The organism is Microbacterium sp. NPDC057741 (assembly GCF_042798735.1).
GTDB lineage: Bacteria > Actinomycetota > Actinomycetes > Actinomycetales > Microbacteriaceae > Microbacterium.
In genome coordinates this window covers 111,187-130,652 of the sequence record NZ_JBHVJW010000003.1, presented here as the reverse complement: position 1 = coordinate 130,652, position 19,466 = coordinate 111,187, and the positions used below count along the sequence as shown (strand labels likewise).

The 19,466-nt window shown below is 70.8% G+C and carries 15 protein-coding genes; 10 read left to right on the top strand and 5 right to left on the bottom strand.

Annotated features, from left to right (window positions below):
* The first annotated feature begins 12 nt into the window (after window positions 1–12).
* Window positions 13–1,941 (top strand): DUF6807 family protein, encoded by a 1,929-nt coding sequence (locus ACFVDO_RS11575; RefSeq protein ID WP_378855510.1) that lies wholly within the window; start codon window positions 13–15, stop codon window positions 1,939–1,941.
* 6 nt (window positions 1,942–1,947) lie between these two features.
* On the opposite strand, the gene ACFVDO_RS11570 is transcribed toward ACFVDO_RS11575, so the two are convergent.
* Window positions 1,948–2,937 (bottom strand): M24 family metallopeptidase, encoded by a 990-nt coding sequence (locus ACFVDO_RS11570; protein WP_378855508.1) that lies wholly within the window; start codon window positions 2,935–2,937, stop codon window positions 1,948–1,950.
* Window positions 2,938–3,060: 123 nt separating this feature from the next.
* On the opposite strand from ACFVDO_RS11570, the gene ACFVDO_RS11565 reads away from it, so the two are divergent.
* Window positions 3,061–4,065: a LacI family DNA-binding transcriptional regulator gene (locus ACFVDO_RS11565; RefSeq protein WP_378855506.1), complete on the top strand. Its 1,005-nt coding sequence runs from the start codon at window positions 3,061–3,063 to the stop codon at window positions 4,063–4,065.
* Window positions 4,066–4,179: 114 nt separating this feature from the next.
* Here the strand turns inward: ACFVDO_RS11565 and ACFVDO_RS11560 are convergent, their stop codons facing one another.
* Genes ACFVDO_RS11560 through ACFVDO_RS11545 form a run of 4 tightly spaced genes read right to left on the bottom strand, consistent with a single transcriptional unit; the run spans window position 4,180 to window position 8,101 of the window.
* On the bottom strand, window positions 4,180–4,827 hold the full coding sequence (locus ACFVDO_RS11560; RefSeq protein ID WP_378855504.1) for a hypothetical protein: 648 nt from the start codon (window positions 4,825–4,827) through the stop codon (window positions 4,180–4,182).
* A 2-nt stretch (window positions 4,828–4,829) separates the two neighbouring features.
* Window positions 4,830–5,753 (bottom strand): carbohydrate ABC transporter permease, encoded by a 924-nt coding sequence (locus ACFVDO_RS11555; protein ID WP_378855503.1) that lies wholly within the window; start codon window positions 5,751–5,753, stop codon window positions 4,830–4,832.
* The gene (locus ACFVDO_RS11550) at window positions 5,750–6,745 is read right to left on the bottom strand and encodes a carbohydrate ABC transporter permease (protein WP_378855502.1); all 996 of its coding nucleotides are present in this window, start codon (window positions 6,743–6,745) and stop codon (window positions 5,750–5,752) included. Before ACFVDO_RS11550 ends, ACFVDO_RS11555 begins: the two co-directional genes overlap by 4 nt.
* A gap of 60 nt (window positions 6,746–6,805) precedes the next feature.
* Window positions 6,806–8,101, bottom strand: coding sequence for an ABC transporter substrate-binding protein (locus tag ACFVDO_RS11545; RefSeq protein WP_378855500.1), 1,296 nt, complete (start codon window positions 8,099–8,101; stop codon window positions 6,806–6,808).
* A gap of 264 nt (window positions 8,102–8,365) precedes the next feature.
* On the opposite strand from ACFVDO_RS11545, the gene ACFVDO_RS11540 reads away from it, so the two are divergent.
* The 8 genes from ACFVDO_RS11540 to ACFVDO_RS11505 all read left to right on the top strand — a co-directional run bounded on the left by ACFVDO_RS11540 (window position 8,366) and on the right by ACFVDO_RS11505 (window position 19,459).
* The gene (locus tag ACFVDO_RS11540; protein ID WP_378855498.1) at window positions 8,366–9,703 is read left to right on the top strand and encodes a Gfo/Idh/MocA family protein; all 1,338 of its coding nucleotides are present in this window, start codon (window positions 8,366–8,368) and stop codon (window positions 9,701–9,703) included.
* A complete protein-coding gene (locus ACFVDO_RS11535; RefSeq protein WP_378855496.1) occupies window positions 9,700–10,629 on the top strand; it encodes an NAD-dependent epimerase/dehydratase family protein in 930 nt (309 codons plus the stop codon). The genes ACFVDO_RS11540 and ACFVDO_RS11535 overlap by 4 nt, the downstream gene beginning before the upstream one ends.
* Before the next feature lie 43 nt (window positions 10,630–10,672).
* The gene (locus ACFVDO_RS11530) at window positions 10,673–11,572 is read left to right on the top strand and encodes a 5-dehydro-4-deoxyglucarate dehydratase (RefSeq protein WP_378855494.1); all 900 of its coding nucleotides are present in this window, start codon (window positions 10,673–10,675) and stop codon (window positions 11,570–11,572) included.
* Between the two features lie 224 nt (window positions 11,573–11,796).
* Complete coding sequence (locus ACFVDO_RS11525; RefSeq protein ID WP_378855492.1) at window positions 11,797–12,849, top strand: mandelate racemase/muconate lactonizing enzyme family protein; 1,053 nt, start codon at window positions 11,797–11,799, stop codon at window positions 12,847–12,849.
* A gap of 117 nt (window positions 12,850–12,966) precedes the next feature.
* On the top strand, window positions 12,967–14,403 hold the full coding sequence (locus ACFVDO_RS11520; protein WP_378855490.1) for an aldehyde dehydrogenase (NADP(+)): 1,437 nt from the start codon (window positions 12,967–12,969) through the stop codon (window positions 14,401–14,403).
* Between the two features lie 132 nt (window positions 14,404–14,535).
* Window positions 14,536–16,308: a beta-galactosidase family protein gene (locus ACFVDO_RS11515; protein ID WP_378855488.1), complete on the top strand. Its 1,773-nt coding sequence runs from the start codon at window positions 14,536–14,538 to the stop codon at window positions 16,306–16,308.
* A complete protein-coding gene (locus tag ACFVDO_RS11510) occupies window positions 16,305–17,273 on the top strand; it encodes a serine hydrolase domain-containing protein (protein WP_378855486.1) in 969 nt (322 codons plus the stop codon). The genes ACFVDO_RS11515 and ACFVDO_RS11510 overlap by 4 nt, the downstream gene beginning before the upstream one ends.
* A gap of 32 nt (window positions 17,274–17,305) precedes the next feature.
* Window positions 17,306–19,459: a beta-galactosidase gene (locus ACFVDO_RS11505; protein WP_378855484.1), complete on the top strand. Its 2,154-nt coding sequence runs from the start codon at window positions 17,306–17,308 to the stop codon at window positions 19,457–19,459.
* The last annotated feature ends 7 nt before the right edge of the window (window positions 19,460–19,466 follow it).

Genomic DNA, 19,466 nt, shown 5'->3' with positions numbered 1-19,466 from the left:
TACGATGAGGAGATGACGATTCCCACCGTGCTGCTCGTGGGCGCCCGCGGCTTCGGCGCCGTGCACCTGCGCAACCTCGACCGGCTCCAGGACCGCGTCCGGCTGATCGGCCTGGTCGACCCGGCGGGCGCTCCCGAGAGCGGTTTCGGCACGGATGCTCCGCATTGGCCGAGCCTCGACGAGGCCTTCGCCTCTGGCATCCGCCCAGACATCGTGATCGTCGCCACCCCGACCGGAACGCACTTCCCGCTGGCATCCGCCGCGCTCGAGCACGGTGCCGACCTCTACCTCGAGAAGCCGCCGGTCGCGACCATGGAGCAGTTCCTCGCGCTGCTCGACCTGCAGAAGCGCACCGGACGCGTCGTGCAGGTCGGCTTCCAGAGCATGGGCTCGCACGCACTGGCCGAGCTCGCGGAGCTCGGCCCCGCGGCATCCGTCGCGACCCGGGGAGCCTGGACTCGAGACTCCGCTTACTGGAGCCGCTCGGCCTGGGCGGGGCACCGCCTGCTGAACGGCGCGCCCGTCACCGACGGTGCGCTCACCAACGCCCTGTCGCACGCGATCGCGACTGCCCTGCGCATCGCCGGCGCGCGCCGGCGTGAGGATGTCGCGAGCGTCGAGCTCGAACTGCTGCACGCCGCCGACATCCAGGCGGATGACACCTCTGCCGCGCGCATCACCCTGCGCGACGGCCGTGTGGTCTCTGCAGCGCTCACCCTTGCATCCTCGGTCTCGAACGCACCGCTCATCGAGGTGCGCACCCTCGCCCGCGACGTCGTCTTCTCCTACACCGAGGACACCCTGACCGAGGCCGACGGCGCCACCAGGCAGACCGGACGCACCGACCTGTTCGAGGAGCTGCTCGACCACCGGGCGACAGGCATCCCGCTCTCGTCGGCGCTGATCGACAGCGGCGCATACATGGAGGTGCTCGAGGCCGTCCGCACCGCGCCGGAGCCGGTCGCCGTCCCCGCGGCGCAGATCGACGAGATCGGTGAGGGTCCGCAGCGCGTGGCAGCCGTGCGCGACGTCGCATTCTGGGTGGAACGGACCGCCCGCAGCGGAGCGCTCTTCAGCGAGCTGCACGCTCCGTTCGCACCGCCGGCGCCCGAGGCGCCCGGCAGCGGGATCACGGTCGGCGAGTCGATCGTCGCGGTCCGCGACGACGGGTCGACGCTCACCGCGACGTCCAGCCCGCGGCCGTTCCTGCACCCGATTCGCACTCTGTCCGGCATCCGAGTGACCGACGCGCACCCCGCCGACCATGACTGGCATCTCGGCCTGTCCTTCGGCATCCAGCACGCCGGCGATGTGAACTTCTGGGGCGGCCCGACCTACGTCACGGACCGGGGATACCGCTGGCTCGATGACCATGGCCGGATCGTCACCACGGCGCTCGAGCACACCGACGACGGCTTCACCCAGACGGCCGAATGGCGCCGCCCCGACGGTTCCGTCGCACTCGTCGAGGAGAGCTCGTTCGCCGCCTCCCCCACCGCGGATGCCTGGACGTTCCTGCTCACCACGACCTTGACGGCGGGTGCGCAGGACATCGACCTCGGCAGCCCCGGCTCGCACGGCCGCACCGGCGGCGGGTACGGCGGGCTCGCCTGGCGACTCGCGCCGGCCACGGATGTCGAGGTGCGCACCCCGGATGCCTCGGGCGAGGAATCCGGGCACGGCACGATCACCCCGTGGGTGTCGTTCGCCGCGCGCTTCCCCGACGGCGAGGCGACCGTCGCGCTTGCCCCGGCTGATGCCGCGACCGCGGCCGACCCATGGTTCGTGCGCGTCGAGGACTACCCCGGCATCGGCTCCGCGCTGGCCTGGGACCGCGCGGTGCGGCTCGCCGCCGGCGCATCCCTCACCCGCTCCTTCCGCGGCCTGGTCGCCGACGGCAGGCGGGATGCCGCGGAGGTCGCGCGCCTGCTCGGCGACTAGCGCGGGTCAGGCGTACGGCATCGCCACCGGGCGCAGCAGGCCGGCGTGATCGACGGCCGGCCAGCGCGAGTCCATCGTGAGCACCTCCCAGCCGGCGCCGTCTCGCACCATCGTGTCCTCGACCTTGCCGCCGGGCACGGTCGGGTTCCACGCGAACGCCTGACCGTCGACTATCAGATCGTCGGTCGCCTCGGTCGCGCGCGGATCGCGGCCCGCGTATCCGGTCGGCCCGCCCTGGTGGTGCCGCCGCCACTCGTCGGCGTCGAAGCCGTGTGCAGCGTAGCCACGCACCCCCGCGGCGAGCGCGGCGTTCAACCGGATGCCGGGGACGGAGGCTTCCAGGAACGCGCGCTCGACGGCGAGCACCCGCTCGTCGTCTGCTCCTGGCCCGCCCACCCAACGGGTCGCATTCGCGATCAGTCCGTGCCGCCGTCCGCAGACGACCACCATCGCGCGCTCGCCGAGCGGGGCGGCGGTGGGCAGCGGATGCCGGTATCCGAGTCGCCCCTCGCCCGCGACGAGCACGACCAGGGGATCGATGCCCCGGGCGGCGAGTGCCCCCGCGACCGCACCGGCGAGCGCCTGCTCGGTCTGCGCGGAGCGCGCCCCCCGCAGCACATCGGTGAGCACCTCGGCGGTCTCGCGGCCCAGCATCCGATAGCGCTCACGCTCAGCGGGCAGCAGCGATGCCCGTGCCGCGCGCAGCGGCGCGGCGACATCCGCCTCCGCGACCCCGCCAGCCTCGGCTGCCGACACCGCGGGCGGCACCTGCCACGGCACCCGCACCACCAGCGCGGCGTCTTCCGGCAGCAGTTCCTCGGCGATCATCCGGTCGGCCTCGTTCGCCGCGACGAAGATCGTGTCGCCGTCTTCCGCTGCGCGCACCGCGGCGATCGGCGGGCCTGCGAGCGACACGTGCGTGCGCGCTCCCTCGAGGTACCACGAGATCGCCTCGTGCGAGGTCAGCACCAGCGGCCCGCCCGCCGTCTCTCGCACGCGCGCGAGACGCTCCCGCTTTCGTCTCCTGTCTGCCCCGGAACCCGCCATGCCGCACCTCCGATAAAACGTTTTCTGACCCAGTATGGCGTACTCTCGGAGAGCACACACGGACGGGGGAGCATGACTGGCGCATCCAAACGAGCGGGCATCACCGATGTCGCGAAACTGGCCGGCGTCTCGCTGTCGACCGTCTCGCGCGCGATGAACGGCAATCCCACCGTCGACGCGGCGCTCGCCGCCCGCGTGCTGGCAGCCGCAGAAGAGCTCGGCTACACGGCGAACCCCGTCGCCCGCAGCCTGGTGCTCGGCCGCACACAGACCGTCGCCGTCGTCGTCCCCGACCTCGAGAACCCGACGTTCCAGGCGATCCTGCGCGGCCTCAGCAGAGCCGCGACCGTGGACGGATACCACGTGCTGATCGCCGACTCGGTCGAGGACCTCGCCGAGGAGCGCGCCCTCGCCGGCACCACCCGGCGCCGCACCGACGGCGTGATCCTGTGCTCGCCGCGCATGCCGCAGGAGGAGCTGACCGCCCTGCTGCCCACGCTCTCCCCCGTCGTCGTGATCAACCGCGGCCCGCAGGACGGGGCCCCGGTCGTCGCCGCGGACTACGGCGCGGCACTGGGCGAGCTGATCGATCACCTCTTCACCCAGGGGCACCGCCACCTGCTCTACCTCGCCGGGTCGACCCGCAGCGCCTCGCACGTCGCTCGGCAGGAGGCCATCTCCCGCGCCGTCACCGAGCACGACGGCCTGAGGATCGATGAGCTGCCCGCGGGCGTCGGCTTCGCCAGTGGCACGGCCGCTGCCGACGGCGTGCTCGCCTCCGGCGCGACCGCTGTGCTCGCGTTCAACGACCTGGTCGCGATGGGTCTGCTGTCCGAGCTGACCGCCCGCGGCCTCCGGGTACCGGAGCAACTGTCGATCGTCGGCTTCGACGACATCCCGTTCGCCGCGTACGCCTCGCCGCCGCTGACGACGGCGGCGGTGCCGGCGTCCGAACTCGGCGAGCGCGCCTGGCAGGCGATGCGGGCGCTGCTTCAGGACGAGGAGCCGACGCCGTTCGAGACGCTCTCGCCCCGGACCATCGTGCGCGGGAGCACCGCTCCCCCGCCGGCCTCCTGACGCGCCCGGCCGCCCTCAGGTCGCAGCCCGCCCCGCTTTCCCTCGGCCAGAGCGTGACGAAGTGCGACCCGGGCGCCGGGAGGGTCCTCAACCCGGGACGAACTGCGCGCGACCTCAGACGGTGCGGCGGCGCCGCGCGGGGATCGCGACGACGGCCAGAGCGGCGCATCCGATGGCGGCGATGAACAGCGGGACCAGCATCCACGTCACGATCCCGACGAAGACGCCGGTCGCGAGCAGGTACAGCGTCCCGGCGGGATCGGCCGTCACCCGCGACGGCACCGCGCGCAGCGCCGACATCCATCCGTGGGACGGATCCCACGCCCCCGCCACCAGCAGGATGCCGGTGACGAGCGCCGCGAGTCCGGCCCAGCCGACGGCGGCGACCACCGGGCCGCCGGGAAGCGCGCCGGAGCCGGCCAGGTCGATGTCGATCAGCAGCACGGCCGCGAGCAGTACAGCGCCGATGCCGACGGGAAGGCTCGGCAGGATGCCGCGCCGCACGTCCGCCCAGAACAGCCCCGCACGGGAGTCCTCGGCCGAGACGAACCGGCGCAGGTGTCGCACTCCCGCCGCGAGGGCGATCGGCAGCGTGATCACGGCGATACCTGCGGCGGTGATCAGCAGCCCGACCGCGAGCACCTCGCCGAACAGCCCGAACTTCGCGGTCGCGCCCGGGTTCGGACCGGGCTCGGCGCCCGCGACCGTGGGGCCCGCGCCGGAGCGCGAGTCCCGGGCGGCGGCCCTCGAAGCACGAGACATGGTCAGCCCTTCAGTCCCTGTGTGGCGACGCCGTCGACGAGGAAGCGCTGGAACACGATGAAGAACAGCAGCACCGGCACGAGGGCGACGAACGACGCGGTGACCGTGGCGCCGTAATCGGCGCCACCCGAGGATGCGTCGTTGTACAGGCGCAGGGCGATCGGCAGAGGGTAGTTCTCAGGACTGGTCAGGTAGAGCAGCGGGCCGAGGAAGTCGTTCCACTCCCAGATGAACGCGAAGATCGCGCAGGTGATCAGCGCGGGCTTGATCAGCGGCAGGATGATCGCCCAGAAGATCCGCATGTGGCCCGCACCGTCGATGCGTGCGGCCTCGTCCATGTCGCGGGGCATCTGCCTCATGAACTGCACCATCAGGAACACGAAGAACGCGCCGGTGGCGAGGAACTTCGGCAGGATCAGCGGGATGAACGTATCGATCCAGCCGAGCTTGTTGAAGATGATGTACTGCGGGATGATCACGACGTGGAACGGCAGCAGCAGCGTACCGATCATCGCGGCGAAGAAGATGCCCAGGCCCTTGAACCGGATCCGTGCGAACGCGTAGGCGGCCAGCGCTGACGAGAGCACCGTGCCGATCACGGCTGCGACCGACAGGATCAGCGAGTTCAGGAAGAACCGCCACATCGGCACGCCCGCGATGCCGTCCATCACCTTCGAGTAGTTGCCGAAATACCAGTTCTCGGGGAGCAGGCCGGTGTTCTGGCCGAACTCCGCGTTCGGCTTGAAGGTGGAGAAGAACAGCCACAGCAGCGGGTACAGCACCACGGCGGTGAGGATCAGCAGCCCTGCGAACCAGACGACGGTCTGCCAGGTGCCGCGCTTGGTGCGGCGACGCCTGGGCGGGTTGCCGGGAACGAGGCCGACGCCGGGGATGTTCGTCCCGGTGAGGGATGCGGAATCGGTCATCGGTCGTCTCCTGCGTAGTGGACCCACGACTTCTGGGTGCGGAAAAGGATTGCGGCGATGATGGCCACGACCACGAGCAGGACCCAGGCGATCGCCGCGGCGTAGCCCATCTGGCCGTCGGAGAATCCGCGCTTGTACATGTAGACGGTGATGAAGTTCGTCATACCTGCGGGGCCGCCGGTGCCGTTGGAGATGATGTACGCCGATGCGAACACCTGGAACGCCCCGATCAGGCCGAGGAGCAGGTTGAAGAACATCACCGGCGAGAGCATCGGGATCGTCACAGCGCGGAACCGCTGCCAGGGACCGGCGCCGTCCATCTCGGCGGCCTCGTAGAGCTCCTTGGGGATCTGCTTGAGTCCGGCCAGGAAGATGACCATCGTCGACCCGAACTGCCACACGTGCAACAGGATCATCATCGGCAGGATCATCGCCGGGTTTCCGATCCACCCGCCGATGTCGATCCCGAAGAACGAGAGCCCGTTGTCGACCGGACCGTCGGTGGAGAACATCGCCCGCCACACGATCGCGACCGACACCGACCCACCGATCAGCGACGGCGCGTAGAACGCGGACCGGAAGAATCCGGAGCCCTTGTCGCGGTAGTTCAGCAGCATCGCCACACCCAGCGCCGCGGCGAGGGTGATCGGCGTGCCCACGAACACGTAGACGAGCGTGATCTCTGCCGACTGGATGAACACCGGATCGTTCGTGAACAGCCGGATGTAGTTGTCGAAGCCGATCCACTTCGGCGGCTGGAAGATGTTGTACCGCGTGAACGACAGGTACAGCGAGTACACCATCGGCAGCGCGGTCAGGCCGAAGAATCCGATCAGCCAAGGCGTCAGGAATGCGTACCCGGCGGCGGTCTCGCGACGCGAGCGTGCGCGCTGGCCGGGGCGCTCGTACGGTTTCTCGGGACGGCGGCTGCGCAGCAGCCCGCGTTTCGCCGAGGTCTCGGTGACGATGACTCTCGTCGCTGTCGTGCTCACGACGACTCCTTCCTGGAGTGGTGCGCCGGGCCGGAGACGCGCTCCGGCCCGGCGGGTCTCTCACTGGTTCAGAACGACGTCCATCTCGGAGAAGAACTGCTTCACAGCCTCGTCGACGGTGATCGTGCCGAAGCCCAGCTCCTGACCGATCTCGAGGAACTTCTGCTCGAGCGTTCCGTAGCCGTTGATCGGTACGGGCGGGGCGTCGCCGAGGCGATCGGCGATCGATTCCTCGTAGTCCTTGATCTGCTGGCTCAGCGGATCGAGGTCGGCCGCGGCGAGAGCGGTCTTGGATGCGGGCAGGCCGCGGTTGGTGCCGAAGATCTTGCCGGACTCCGGCGAGTTGATCAGGAAGTTCACCAGCGTGGCGGCGGCCTCGGGGTGCTTGGTCTTCGCCGAGACGGTGTGCAGCATCGATGGCTTCAGGTACAGGTCCTTCGCCCCGTCCTCGGTGACCGGGGGCTGGATCAGGTTGAGCTCGGTGTATCCCTCGCCCAGGTTGGCCAGGTAGCCGGCGCCGAAGTTGTCCCAGGTGAGCTCGCTTGCCGTGTTGGCGCTGTCGAACCCGCTGAGCGGCTTGAGCTCTTCGACCTTCTTCGCCGGGATGCCGATCCCGTCGCGGATCGGCTGCCCCTGCTCCCAGAACGCCTTCAGGTCGTCCTCGGTGAAGTTGGCCTTGCCGTCCTCGGTGAACAGGTCCTTGCCCTTGGCGCGCTGCTGGACTTCGAAGTTCTGGATGCGGCCGGTGTAGTCAGTGCCGCCCCAGAACTTGCCGCCGCTGGCGTCGGTGACGCTCTTCATCCAGTCGGTGTAGTCGTCCCAGCTGCCGCCGGCGAAGTCCTCGACGCCTGCCGTCTCGAGCAGCTTGGGGTTGGTGAACATGCCCCAGGCGTTGGTCGAGGTCGGGATCGCGTAGGTGGTGTCGTTGACCACACCGATCTTGAGGATGTTCTCGGGCAGCGGGTCCTTCTCGATGATGTTGCCGATGTACGGGTCGAGGTCGAGCAGCAGCCCGTTCTCGGAGTACTGGCGCAGGTACGAGTAGTCGAACTGCATGACGTCCGGCAGGTTCCCGCCGGCCGCCTCGGTCTGGCGCTTCTCCCAGAAGCTCGGGAAGTCCAGGAAGGTCGAGTTGACCTTGATGTTCGGGTACTCCTTGTTGAACGCCTCGAACGCCTGGTTGTACAGGTCGGCGCGCACGTCGTTGCCCCAGAAGGCGAAGGTCAGAGTGACCTTCTCGTCGGGGTTGAAGCTCGGCTTGGCATCCGAGCCGCCACTGCCGGAGCATCCGGCCAGCACGAGTGCCGCGCCGGCGGCGACGGCCACGGCGGCCGTCAAACGCTTCTTGCTGAACATCCTTGTCCTCTCTGCGACTCCTTCGTCAGATCGGGATGCCTGACGACGATGTCTGTGTCTGCCGGTGCGCGTCCCCTGGTGCGAGGAAAGCGCTTGCCTGTGAGACTAACCCAAAATTGAAACGTTTCGCAAGGAGAAATCCACTCGCCGTCTACAACGTTTTCCTAACGGGAGTCTACCGGCCCGACATCCGCTCCCCGCGCGCTCGCGCATGGTTCGTGCTACGCTCAGAAAACGTTTCCTCAGATCATGGACGGAGCAGTCATGACCCGCACCCGCTACGCGCTGATCGGCGCCGGACACCGCGCGCAGATGTACGTCGGCGCGATCACCGGCACGTTTGCCGACCGTGCCGAGCTCGTCGCGATCTGCGAGCCGAACCCCGCACGCGCCGCCTTCCACGCCGACAACGTGGCCGCATCCGGCGCGCCGCGCCCCTCACTGTGGACACCGGACGGCCTCGAGCGGATGATCCGCGACGAGCACGTCGACCGGGTCGTGATCTGTTCGAAGGACAGCACCCACGCCGCTCTCATCGTCCGCGCGCTCGATGCCGGCGCCGACGTCGTCGTCGAGAAGCCGCTCACCATCGACGCCCCCAGCGCCGCCGCGATCGAGGACGCCGTCGAGCGCACCGGCCGCAGCGTGGTGCTCACGTTCAACTACCGCTATTCCCCCCGCAACAGCGCGCTGCGGCAGGTGATCCAGGACGGCACGATCGGCGAGATCACGTCGGTCGACTTCTCCTGGATGCTCGATACCAACCACGGAGCCGACTACTTCCGCCGCTGGCACCGCGACAAGGCGAACTCCGGCGGCCTGCTGGTGCACAAGGCCAGCCACCACTTCGACCTGGTCAACTGGTGGATCCACTCCACCCCGCGCCGGGTGTACGCCTCGGGCGGCCTGCGGTTCTACGGCGCGGCGAACGCCGCGGCCCGTGGGCTCGCCGATCGCCCGGCCCGCGGTACGCACGAGGGGGCGCACGATGCGTTCGAGCTCGACCTGCGCGACGATGAGCGGCTGAAGACGCTGTATCTCGACGCCGAGCAGCACGACGGCTACGTCCGCGACCTCGACGTGTTCAGCGAGGGGATCACCATCGAGGACAACCTCGCCCTGGTCGTGGACTACGCCTCGGGCGCGACGATGTCGTACTCGCTGAACGCGCACTCCCCCTGGGAGGGTTACCGCGTCGCCGTGAACGGCACGCTCGGCCGCGCCGAGCTCGAGGTCGTCGAGCGCGGAGCCGTGCTGCTCGACGACGGCCTGCATCCGGTCGTCGACCCCAGCGCCCTCGAGGCGGAGGGGAGCACCTCGCTGCGCCCGCACAGCGAACGGCTGCTCGTGCAGCGGCACTGGCAGGAGGCCTACGAGGTGCCGATCGTCAACGAGGGGGGCAGCCACGGCGGCGGCGATGCGCTGCTGCTGTCCGACGTGTTCGTCGGCCCCGGCGACGACCCGCTGGCTCGGCCGGCGGACTGGACCGACGGTGTGCGGTCGATCGCCGTCGGCATCGCCGGCAACAGGTCCCTCGAGACCGGGATGCCGGTTCTGGTCGCCGACCTCGGCATCCGGATGCTGGCGAAGACCCGAGCATGACCCGCATCGTCATCACCGGCGGGGCGGGGCGGCTCGGACGCAGCCTCGTGTCCGGCCTCGCCGATGCCGGACACGAGATCGTCTCGCTCGACCGCGCGCACCCGGCCGGCTTCGCCCGCGACGGCGTCACCCCCGTTGACATCGACCTGTCGGATGCCGCGGTCGCGGCATCCGCTCTGCGCGACGCGCGCGCCGACGCGCTGATCCACCTCGCCGCGATCGCCGTGCCGTTCAGCGCGCCCGAGGACGTCATCCTGCGCACGAACGCCGGGCTCGCGGCATCTGTGCTGGGCGGGGCGGTGGATGCCGGCATCCACCGCATCGTCGCCGCATCCAGCCCGACCGTGCTCGGCTACGGCGCGCCGACCGGCTGGACGCCGGCGCACTTCCCGCTCGACGAGGACACGCCGCCGCAGCCGTGGAACGCGTACGCGCTGTCGAAGCTGGTCATCGAGCAGGCCGTGCAGATGTACGCCAGGCAGACCAGCGACCTGGTGCGGTTCGCGTCGTTCCGGCCCTGCTATGTGATCGCGCCCGAGGAGTGGGCGGGCGCGCCCACCCAGCAGGGACACACCGTGCGGGAACGTCTGGATGATCCGGCGCTGAGCGCCCCTGCGGTGTTCAACTACGTCGACGCCCGCGACGTCGCGGACTTCTGCGGCACGCTGCTCGAGGCCATGGGCGACATCCCGAACGCCGAGACGTTCTTCGTGGGCGCCGACGACGCCCTCGCCCGCGAGCCCCTCGCCGATCTCGTGCCGCAGTACTTCCCCGGCACCGAAGAGGCCGCGGCCAGGCTCACCGGCACAGCCCCGGCGTTCTCGAACGCGAGGGCCCGCCGCATGCTCGGCTGGTCCCCCACCCGCTCCTGGCGCACCGAGCTGTCCGCTCAGGTCGCAGAAGCCGTCGCTTCCGCGCGTCCGTGACGACGGATTCTGCGACCGGAACACCGATCGAAGGAACCTCACAATGAACTTCTCCGGCATCCTGTTCTTTCCCGTCACCCCGTTCGACGACGGTGACCGGATCGTTCCCGACCTGCTCGCCGAACACGTCGCCGGCGGCGTCGACCACGGTGCGGGCGGCGTCTTCCCGGCCTGCGGCACCGGCGAGTTCCACGCGCTCTCCGCCGCGGAATCCGGCCTCGTCGTGCGTACCGCCGTCGACGCCGTCGATGGGCGCGTGCCCGTCATCGCGGGCGCCGGCGGTCCGCTGGGGCACGCCACAGGCGTCGCCCGTGACGCGGCGGATGCCGGCGCCGACGGTCTGCTCGTGCTGCCGCCATACCTGGTGGGCGCGCCGCAGGCCGGGCTGATCGCCTACGTGGAGTCGATCGCCGCGGCATCCGACCTGCCCGTGATCGTGTACCACCGCGCCAACGCGCAGTTCACCGCCGAGTCGATGCAGCGCCTCGCGCGCAACCCGAAGGTCGTCGGCTTCAAGGACGGCACCGGCGACGTCGACGCTGCCCAGCGCATCGTGCGCGCGGTGCGCGCCGAGGGCCGCGACGACTTCGCGTTCTTCAACGGTCTGCTCACCGCCGAGCTGACCCAGGCCGCCTACCGCGGCCTGGGCATCCCGCTGTACTCCTCGGCCGCGTTCGCGATGATCCCCGAGGTCGCGAAGGCGTACTACGACGCCTACGTCGCCGGCGACGAGGATCGCCGACTGCAGCTGCTCGACGGGTTCTACGCCCCGCTGGTCGCCCTGCGCGACGAGACGCCCGGCTTCGGAGTCTCGCTGATCAAGGCCGGGCTGCGCCTGGGCGGGATGCCGGTCGGCGGCGTCCGCGCCCCGCTGGTCGATCCGACCCCGGAGCAGGAGGCTCGGCTGGCCGAGATCCTCGCCGCGGGGAGGGCGCTGCTGTGACCCCCGCCCCCGAGGTTCCGGTCTCAATGGATGCGGGTTCGCCTGAGACCCCCACGGTTCCGGTCGGGGCGGTTGCGGGTGATGCGGCAGAGCACCCGCAACGATCGAGACCGGAACCAAGGGGGGACGGCGCCTCTCCCGAAGCTCCGGTCGAAGGTCGCTGGATCGAACGGTTCGACGCCCGGCTGATCCGGGTGCCGCTGACGCGGCCGTGGGCGGTGGACGTGACCTCGATCGGGGTGATCAGCACGCACGTCGTGCGCGACGACGGCGCCGAGGGCTGGGGGTTCTCCTGGACCCCGCAGATCGGCGCCGAGGCCGTGCTCGCCCTGCTGCAGCACGACGTCGCGGACTTCGCGATCGGACGGACCGCGAGCCCCGACGAGCTGTGGCGGTCGGCCTGGGAGCACCTGCACGAGGCGGGCGGCGGCGGCATCACGACCATCGCGCTCGCCGGCCTCGACCTCGCGCTGTGGGATGCTGCGGCACGCGCCGAGGGCGTTTCCGTGTCGCGCCTGCTCGGCCCGCGCCGCTCGTCGGTGCGCTCGTACGGCAGCGGCGTGAACCTGCACTACACGCAGGACGAGCTCGTCGCGCAGGCGCGACGCTGGGTGGATGCCGGTTTCGACGCCGTGAAGGTGAAGGTCGGCAAGCCCGACGTCGCCGAGGACCTCGACCGGCTGATGGCGGTGCGCTCCGTGCTCGGCGCGGGCCGCGAGCTGATGATCGATGCCAACCAGCGCTGGTCGCTGGAGCGTGCGACCGCGTCGATGGAGGTGCTCGCCGCCGTGCAGCCCGCCTGGGTCGAGGAGCCGCTGCGCGCCGACGACCTGGCCGGCCACGCCGAGCTCGCGCGCCGGCTTCAGGCATCCAGCAGGGTTCCCATCGCCGTCGGCGAGAACCTTCACACCGTGTTCAGGTTTGAGGATTTCCTGCGGGCCGGTGCGGCGCAGATCGTGCAGCCGAACATCGTGCGGGTGGGCGGGATCACGCCATTCCTGCGAATCGCGTCGGTCGCGTCATCGCATGGCGCCGCCCTGCATCCGCACCTGCTGCCCGAGTTGTCCGGGCAACTCGCCATGACCCTCGAGACCGACGTGCTGGTCGAGGACGTCGAGGATGCCGGGTTCGGCACCCTCGGCGCGCTGGACTGCCCTTCCCCCGTGCGCATCGCCGACGGGCGGCTGACCGAGATGCCGCACGCCGGGCTGGGGTTGCGGTTCCGTGCGTGCCCGGCGCCCACCCCCGACACGCGGCTCTCCTCCCCCGGCTCCTGAGCGAGGAGCGAAGCGACGAGACGAAGGACGCCCACCCCCAACACGCCCTTCGTCACTTCGACCCGCTCAACGACCGAGTGACACAACGCCGCCCACATCTCCTGAAAGGTCTCCCCCATGACCACAACCCCCACCGAACTCGACGCACTCGTCGCCGCAGCATCCGTCGCCGCGCCGATCTGGCGCACCTCGGCGGCCGGGACCCGTGCAGCCTGGCTGAGATCGATCGCCGACGCGCTCGACGCCGCCGCGGTCGAACTGGTCCCGATCGCCGACCGCGAGACACGACTCGGGGAGACGCGCCTGCGCGGCGAGGCAGCCCGCACCACGGGACAGCTGCGGTTGTTCGCCTCCGTCGTCGAAGAGGGCTCGTATCTCGAGCTGACCGTCGATGACGCGGATGCCGCGGCGGGCCGCCCCGAGCTGCGCCGTCTGCTCACCGGCGTCGGTCCGGTGGCTGTGTTCTCGGCGTCGAACTTCCCGTTCGCTTTCTCGGTGTGCGGCGGCGACACCGCCTCGGCCCTCGCCGCCGGCAACCCGGTGATCGTGAAGGCCCACTCCGGGCATCCGGAGCTGTCCCGCCGCACGGCGGCGATCGCCGCGGAGGCGCTGCGTGCCGCCGGCGCTCCCGCCGGATCGCTCGCGCTGGTGGAGGGCCGAGAGGCCGGGAACGCACTCGTGCAGCATCCGGTCGTGCAGGCCGCGGGCTTCACCGGATCGCTCTCCGGCGGCCGCGCGCTGTTCGACCTCGCGGTGGGCAGGCCCGACCCGATCCCGTTCTACGGCGAGCTCGGCTCGATCAACCCGGTCGTGCTGACCCGCGCCGCCGTCGCCGCGCGCGGCGCGGCGCTCGCCGCCGGCCTGGCCGGCTCGTTCACGCTCGGCGCTGGGCAGTTCTGCACCAAGCCCGGCGTGGTCTTCGTTCCCGCGGATGCCGGTTTCGAGGCATCCCTCGCCGCCGCGGCCGCCGACGCCGCCGGCGGCCGGCTGCTGACGGAGCGGATCACCGACGCCTTCCCGCAGGGCGTGGCGGCGCTGACCGCAGACCCGTCCGTGGCCGTCGTCGGCTACGGTGCCGAGACCCCTGACGGCGCCCGCCCGGTCGTGCTGACGACGGATGCCGCATCCGTCGCAGCGCGACCAGAGGTGCTGCTCGAGGAGGTCTTCGGGCCCGCCACTCTGCTGGTGCGCTATGCCGACGAGGCCGAGCTGCACACGGCGCTGGGCGCGGTGCCCGGCAGCCTGACCGCGACGCTGCATGCCGAGCCATCCGATGAGGTGGGCGAGACGCTCGAGCTGCTGCAGGCACGCGCCGGGCGCGTGCTGTTCTCGGGCTGGCCCACGGGTGTCGCGGTGACCTGGTCTCAGCAGCACGGCGGACCGTGGCCGGCGACGACCTCGCTGCACACCTCCGTGGGCGCGACCGCCATCCGGCGGTTCCTGCGGCCGGTCGTGTTCCAGGATGCACCGACGCGGCTGCTGCCGCCCGAGCTGCGCGATGACTCCCTCGCCCGGCTTCCACACCGCCGCAACGGTGTGCTCGTCCTCCCCTGACCACCCGACCACTTGCAGGGTGATGCGACGGATGGCGGCGGACACACCGCATAACCCGCCTGCATCTGTCGTTTCTCCCTGCATCCGTGCCCGGACCTCGCTTGGGAAAGCGCTTCCCGATAGGCTTCCCCCATGACCTCCCGCTTCGCCATCGGCGAGACCGACTTCCTGCTCGACGGGCAGCCGCACCGCATCATCTCGGGCGCGATGCACTACCCACGCATCCACCCCGACCAGTGGCGCGACCGCATCCGCAAGGCCCGGCTGATGGGGCTGAACACGATCGAGACCTACGTCGCCTGGAATGCCCACGAACCCGTCAAGGGGCAGTGGCGTCAGGACGGCGACGTCGACCTCGGCCGCTTCCTCGACCTCATCGCCGAGGAGGGCATGCACGCCATCGTGCGCCCGGGTCCGTACGTGTGCGCGGAGTGGCACAACGGCGGGCTGCCGACCTGGCTCACCGCAGCCCCTTCGTCTCGTCCCTCGCTCGGGGATCGCATGCGGCTGCGCAGCAGCGACCCACGGTACCTCGCCGAGGTCACCCCGTACCTCGAAAAGGTCAACGCGATCATCGCGCCGCGTCAGATCGACCGCGGCGGCAGCGTCATCCTGGTGCAGATCGAGAACGAGTACGGCGCCTACGGCAGCGACAAGGAGTACCTCTCCGAGCTGATCCGCCTGACTCGCGAGCACGGCATCACCGTGCCGCTCACGCAGGTCGACCAGCCGATCCCGCACATGCTCGAGAACGGCTCGCATCCCGAGCTGCACAAGACCGGGTCCTTCGGCTCACGCGTAGACGAGCGCCTCGCCACCCTGCGCGAGCATCAGCCGACCGGCCCGCTGATGTGCATGGAGTTCTGGTGCGGCTGGTTCGACCACTGGGGCGAGAAGCACCACACAACGACCTTCGCCGACAGCGCGGCCGACCTCGACCGGCTGCTCGCGGCCGGGGCATCCGTGAACATCTACATGGTGCACGGCGGCACGAACTTCGGGCTGACGAATGGGGCCAACGACTCCGGCCGTTACCTGCCGATGGTCACCAGCTACGACTACGACGCCCCGATCACCGAGTCAGGCGACCTCACGGAGAAGTTCCACGCGTTCCGGGAGGTGATCGCGAAGCACGCGCCGGTTCCCGACGAGCCGCTGCCGGAGATCGCGGATGCTCCCGAGCTGGCTGTTCCGCTGCTGCAGACCGGCGACCCGCTGGAGTTCGTCGCGACCGACCGCGGCGTGTTCGACGCCCCGCCGACGCTCGACGAACTCGGCTCCGACCTCGTGCTCGCGGAGTACGCGACAGCGCTGCCCGGCGAGGCGGGCGTGCTCGAGGCCGAGGTGCGCGACTACTCCTGGATCGCGGTCGACGACCGCGCGGCCGGCATCCTGCAGCGCACGATCGGCGATCTGTCGCTTGCGATCCCCGCCGGGGCCGAGCTGCGGATGCTGGTCGAGGAGACCGGCCGGGTCAACTACGACACGAAGCTGGGCGAGGCCAAAGGCCTGATCGGCACCCCGCTGCTGGACGGCGAGTCGATGCCCGGACCGTGGCGTGTGCGCACGTTCGATGTGCCCGCGCTCGCGCAGGTGGTGTCGGATGCGGCAGCCGCACCTGCCGGAGCACGCGTCGCCGGACCGGCCGGGCTGCGGGCGTCATTCGAGCTGGACGCCGCCGCCGACCTGTTCCTGGACACCGCAGGGTGGGGCAAGGGGTACGCCTGGGTGAACGGGTTCTTCCTGGGCCGGTACTGGCGCCGCGGGCCGCAGCGCACGCTGTTCGTGCCGGGACCCGCGACCAGGGCCGGCACGAACGAGGTGGTCGTCGTCGAGCTCGAGGCCATGACCGACCCGACCGTGCGGTTCGTCGCGCGTCCCGACCTCGGACACGAGGTGGAGTGACCGTGCTCTCGAACGCCTTCGACTGGGTGCGCCGGCATGTCGATGCCGACCGGCTGCCGCACGCCGTGCTCGGCGTGGCCACGGCAGATGGCGTCGTCGCGCTGGACGCGGTCGGCGATGCGACGGTGGATGACACGTTCCTGCTGTTCTCGGTGACGAAGGTGCTCACCGGCATCACAGCCGCGCGGGCGATCGAACGAGGCCTGCTGACGCCGAACACGCCGCTGAGCGACGCGCTGCCGGAGTTCGGCGTGAACCGCGACGACGTGGTGCGGCTGTGGCACCTGGCGTCGCACACCTCGGGCATCTCGGAGTGCGACCTCGACACCGCGACGCCGCTGCGCACCGAGTTGCTCAGCCGCGGCCGCGACTTCGTCGCCGGCACCACGTCGCGGTACTCGACTCTGGCGTTCGAGGGCATCGCCGCGCTGATCGCGCACGCCACAGGGCAGAGCTGGGACGCCGGTGTGCAGGACTGGGCGGTCGCTCTGGGAGCGTCCGGGCTCACACTGGATCCCGAGCGGTACGTGCCGATCCGGGATGCCGCGGCGGCCGGCGTCGACCTCGACCGGTTCCTCGCCACCCGGGCGCCCGGCGCCGGTCTGGCCGGCACTGCAGCCGACCTGCTGGCCGTGGGCAGCGACCTGCTGCGCATCGGGCGCGGCGAGCCCGGCATCCTGTCGCCGGTGACGCTGGCGATGATGCGGCGCCCGCTCACCGGCGACATCCCGCGTCTCGAGCCGTACCTCGCCGAGCGCGGCCAGGACTGGGGCTTCACGCTCAACCTGCGCACGCGTGCGCCCGGCCTGATCGATCGCGATGTCTACGGGCACGGCGGCTGGTCGGGCACGGAGTTCTGGGTGCATCCGACGGCGGGCGTGTGCTGGGTGCTGCTGACCGCGCAGGCGCAGCGCCCCGGCGTCGACATCGATCAGCTCGACAACGCGATCGTGGCCGCGCTGTGAGAGTCACGCACCGGGCATTTCCCGGCCCTGTCGTGCCGAGCGCGCTGCCGGCCCCAGAAGACGCCGCCCTCGGACTGACCCTGTCCGACCGAGCCGTGCTGCGCGACGGCCTCCCGATCGTCCCGATCTCGGGCGAGCTGCACTTCAGCCGGATGCCGCGCGAGCGCTGGGCCGAGCGCCTGCGGCAGCTGCGCGCCGCCGGCGTGACCCTCGCCTCGACGTACGTGTTCTGGAACCACCATTCGACGGCGCGCGGCGAGGCGCATTTCGACGGCGCGCTCGACGTGGGCGCGTTCGTCGACGAGGTCGCGGATGCCGGACTCGAACTCGTCCTGCGCATCGGTCCGTGGGCGCACGGCGAGTCCCGCAACGGCGGCTTCCCGGATTGGGTGCAGCGCATGCCGGTGCATCACCGCAGCGATGACCCGGCGTACCTGGAACTCGTGCGCGAATGGTTCGTTCAACTGGCGGCGGCGCTGGACGCACGAGCTCGCCCCGGCGGTCCGATCGTGGCGATCCAGCTCGAGAACGAGCTCTACGACCGGCCGGAGCATCTCGTGACGCTCAAGCGGCTGGCGCGCGAAGCAGGCATGTCGGCGCCGCTGTGGACAGCGACGGCCTGGGGCGGAGCACAGCTGCCTGGCGGCGAGGTCGTGCCTCTGTTCGGCGGCTACGCCGATGGGTTCTGGGCCGACCCCGGCGACGACTGGGACCCGTCATTCCGCGCGCACTTCCTGCCGTCGCACGAGTGGGACGACCCCGGCGTGGGCGCCGACGTGCGCGCGGCGCAGGGGTTCGCAGCATCCTCCGGCGCTGCATCCGCTGCTCTGCACGGGTTCCCGCCTGCGACCTGCGAACTCGGCTCCGGCATGGCCGCCGCCTACCACCGCCGCCCGGTGCTGTCCGCGCGCGATGTCGCAGCGCTCGCGCACGTGAAAATCGGCAACGGCTCGGCGTGGCAGGGGTACTACATGTTCGCCGGCGGCCGGAACCCGGCGCCGGGACTGCAGGAGACGCAGGACACCGGATATCCGAATGATCTGCCGGAGTGGGGCTACGACTTCCACGCACCGATCGGCCAGTCCGGCGACCTGCATCCGTCGGCGCCCGAGCTTCGAGCACAGCACGCGTTCCTGTCGTCGTTCGGGGCGCTGCTGGGCGGCATGTCGTCGTCGCTGCCGGATGACCGGCCACATGATGCCGACGATCTCGAGTCGCTGCGCTGGGCTCTGCGCTCGGACGGCGAGTCGGGTTTCGTCGTGATCTCGCACCACCGGCCGCACGAGCAGGTCGCGCCCGTCCGCGATGTGCAGTTGCAGGTGCAGCTTCCAGCCGGGACCGTCGTGCTGCCGTCCCGGCCGGTCGAGATACCGGCGGGCACACTCGCCCGGTGGCCGATCGGGCTGCGACTCGGCGGAAGGCGGCTGCGCTGGGCGACAGCATCCGCATATGCGATGCTGCCCGGCGATGTGCTCGTGCTGGTCGCCGACCGCGGCATCCCGGCAGAGATCGCGATGGACGACGAGCCGCCACGGATCATCGAGCCCGGCATCCACCGGTGCGGTGCCGCGACGGTGTTGCTGCTCGCCGACGCGACGGATGTCTGGCTGCTGGGCGACGAGCTCTGGGACTGCGACGGGCAGCTCACGTGGGACGGACGCCAGGTGCGGGTGCGCGATGCCGCGCGCCTGCGACGCTTCGACCCGAATGACGGCTGGCAGCATGTGCCGATGACGGCACGGGTCCTGCCCCGGCGCGTCGAGATCGAGCGGATGCGGGATGCCGGCCGCCCTCCCTCCGACTACGGCTTCGGCGGGGCGAGACACCGTGCCCCGAGCCCCGAGACCTTCGACGAGCTCGCCGCGGTGTTCACCATCGACACCGGCGACTGGTCGGGCGACGCCGTGCTCGACATCGACTGGGCCGGCGACGTCGGGCAGCTGCGCGTGGACGGCACGACCGTCGACGACCGGTTCTGGGACGGCACCCGCTGGTCGGTCGCGCTGCGCGATGTCGGCGCCGTTCCGCGCAGCAGGATCACGCTGCACGTGGCGCCGCTCTCGGCGGGCAGCACGGTCTGGCTCCCGCCCTCCGCGCGCGCCCGGCGACGGGCATCAGGCGGCGCGCTGTGCGCGGTCGACGCCGTCGCCATGCGCACGCGCAGCGCCTGGATGCCGGTGACCTGAGTCACCT

What these genes read in the sequence shown, in the direction of transcription:
- ACFVDO_RS11535 (WP_378855496.1), top strand. Translation starts at nt 9,700, where the DNA reads ATGACCCGCATCGTCATCACCGGCGGGGCGGGGCGGCTCGGACGCAGC.
- ACFVDO_RS11540 (WP_378855498.1), top strand. Translation starts at nt 8,366, where the DNA reads ATGACCCGCACCCGCTACGCGCTGATCGGCGCCGGACACCGCGCGCAG.
- ACFVDO_RS11560 (WP_378855504.1), bottom strand. Translation starts at nt 4,827, where the DNA reads ATGTCTCGTGCTTCGAGGGCCGCCGCCCGGGACTCGCGCTCCGGCGCG.
- ACFVDO_RS11555 (WP_378855503.1), bottom strand. Translation starts at nt 5,753, where the DNA reads ATGACCGATTCCGCATCCCTCACCGGGACGAACATCCCCGGCGTCGGC.
- ACFVDO_RS11565 (WP_378855506.1), top strand. Translation starts at nt 3,061, where the DNA reads ATGACTGGCGCATCCAAACGAGCGGGCATCACCGATGTCGCGAAACTG.
- ACFVDO_RS11530 (WP_378855494.1), top strand. Translation starts at nt 10,673, where the DNA reads ATGAACTTCTCCGGCATCCTGTTCTTTCCCGTCACCCCGTTCGACGAC.
- ACFVDO_RS11515 (WP_378855488.1), top strand. Translation starts at nt 14,536, where the DNA reads ATGACCTCCCGCTTCGCCATCGGCGAGACCGACTTCCTGCTCGACGGG.
- ACFVDO_RS11545 (WP_378855500.1), bottom strand. Translation starts at nt 8,101, where the DNA reads ATGTTCAGCAAGAAGCGTTTGACGGCCGCCGTGGCCGTCGCCGCCGGC.
- ACFVDO_RS11575 (WP_378855510.1), top strand. Translation starts at nt 13, where the DNA reads ATGACGATTCCCACCGTGCTGCTCGTGGGCGCCCGCGGCTTCGGCGCC.
- ACFVDO_RS11520 (WP_378855490.1), top strand. Translation starts at nt 12,967, where the DNA reads ATGACCACAACCCCCACCGAACTCGACGCACTCGTCGCCGCAGCATCC.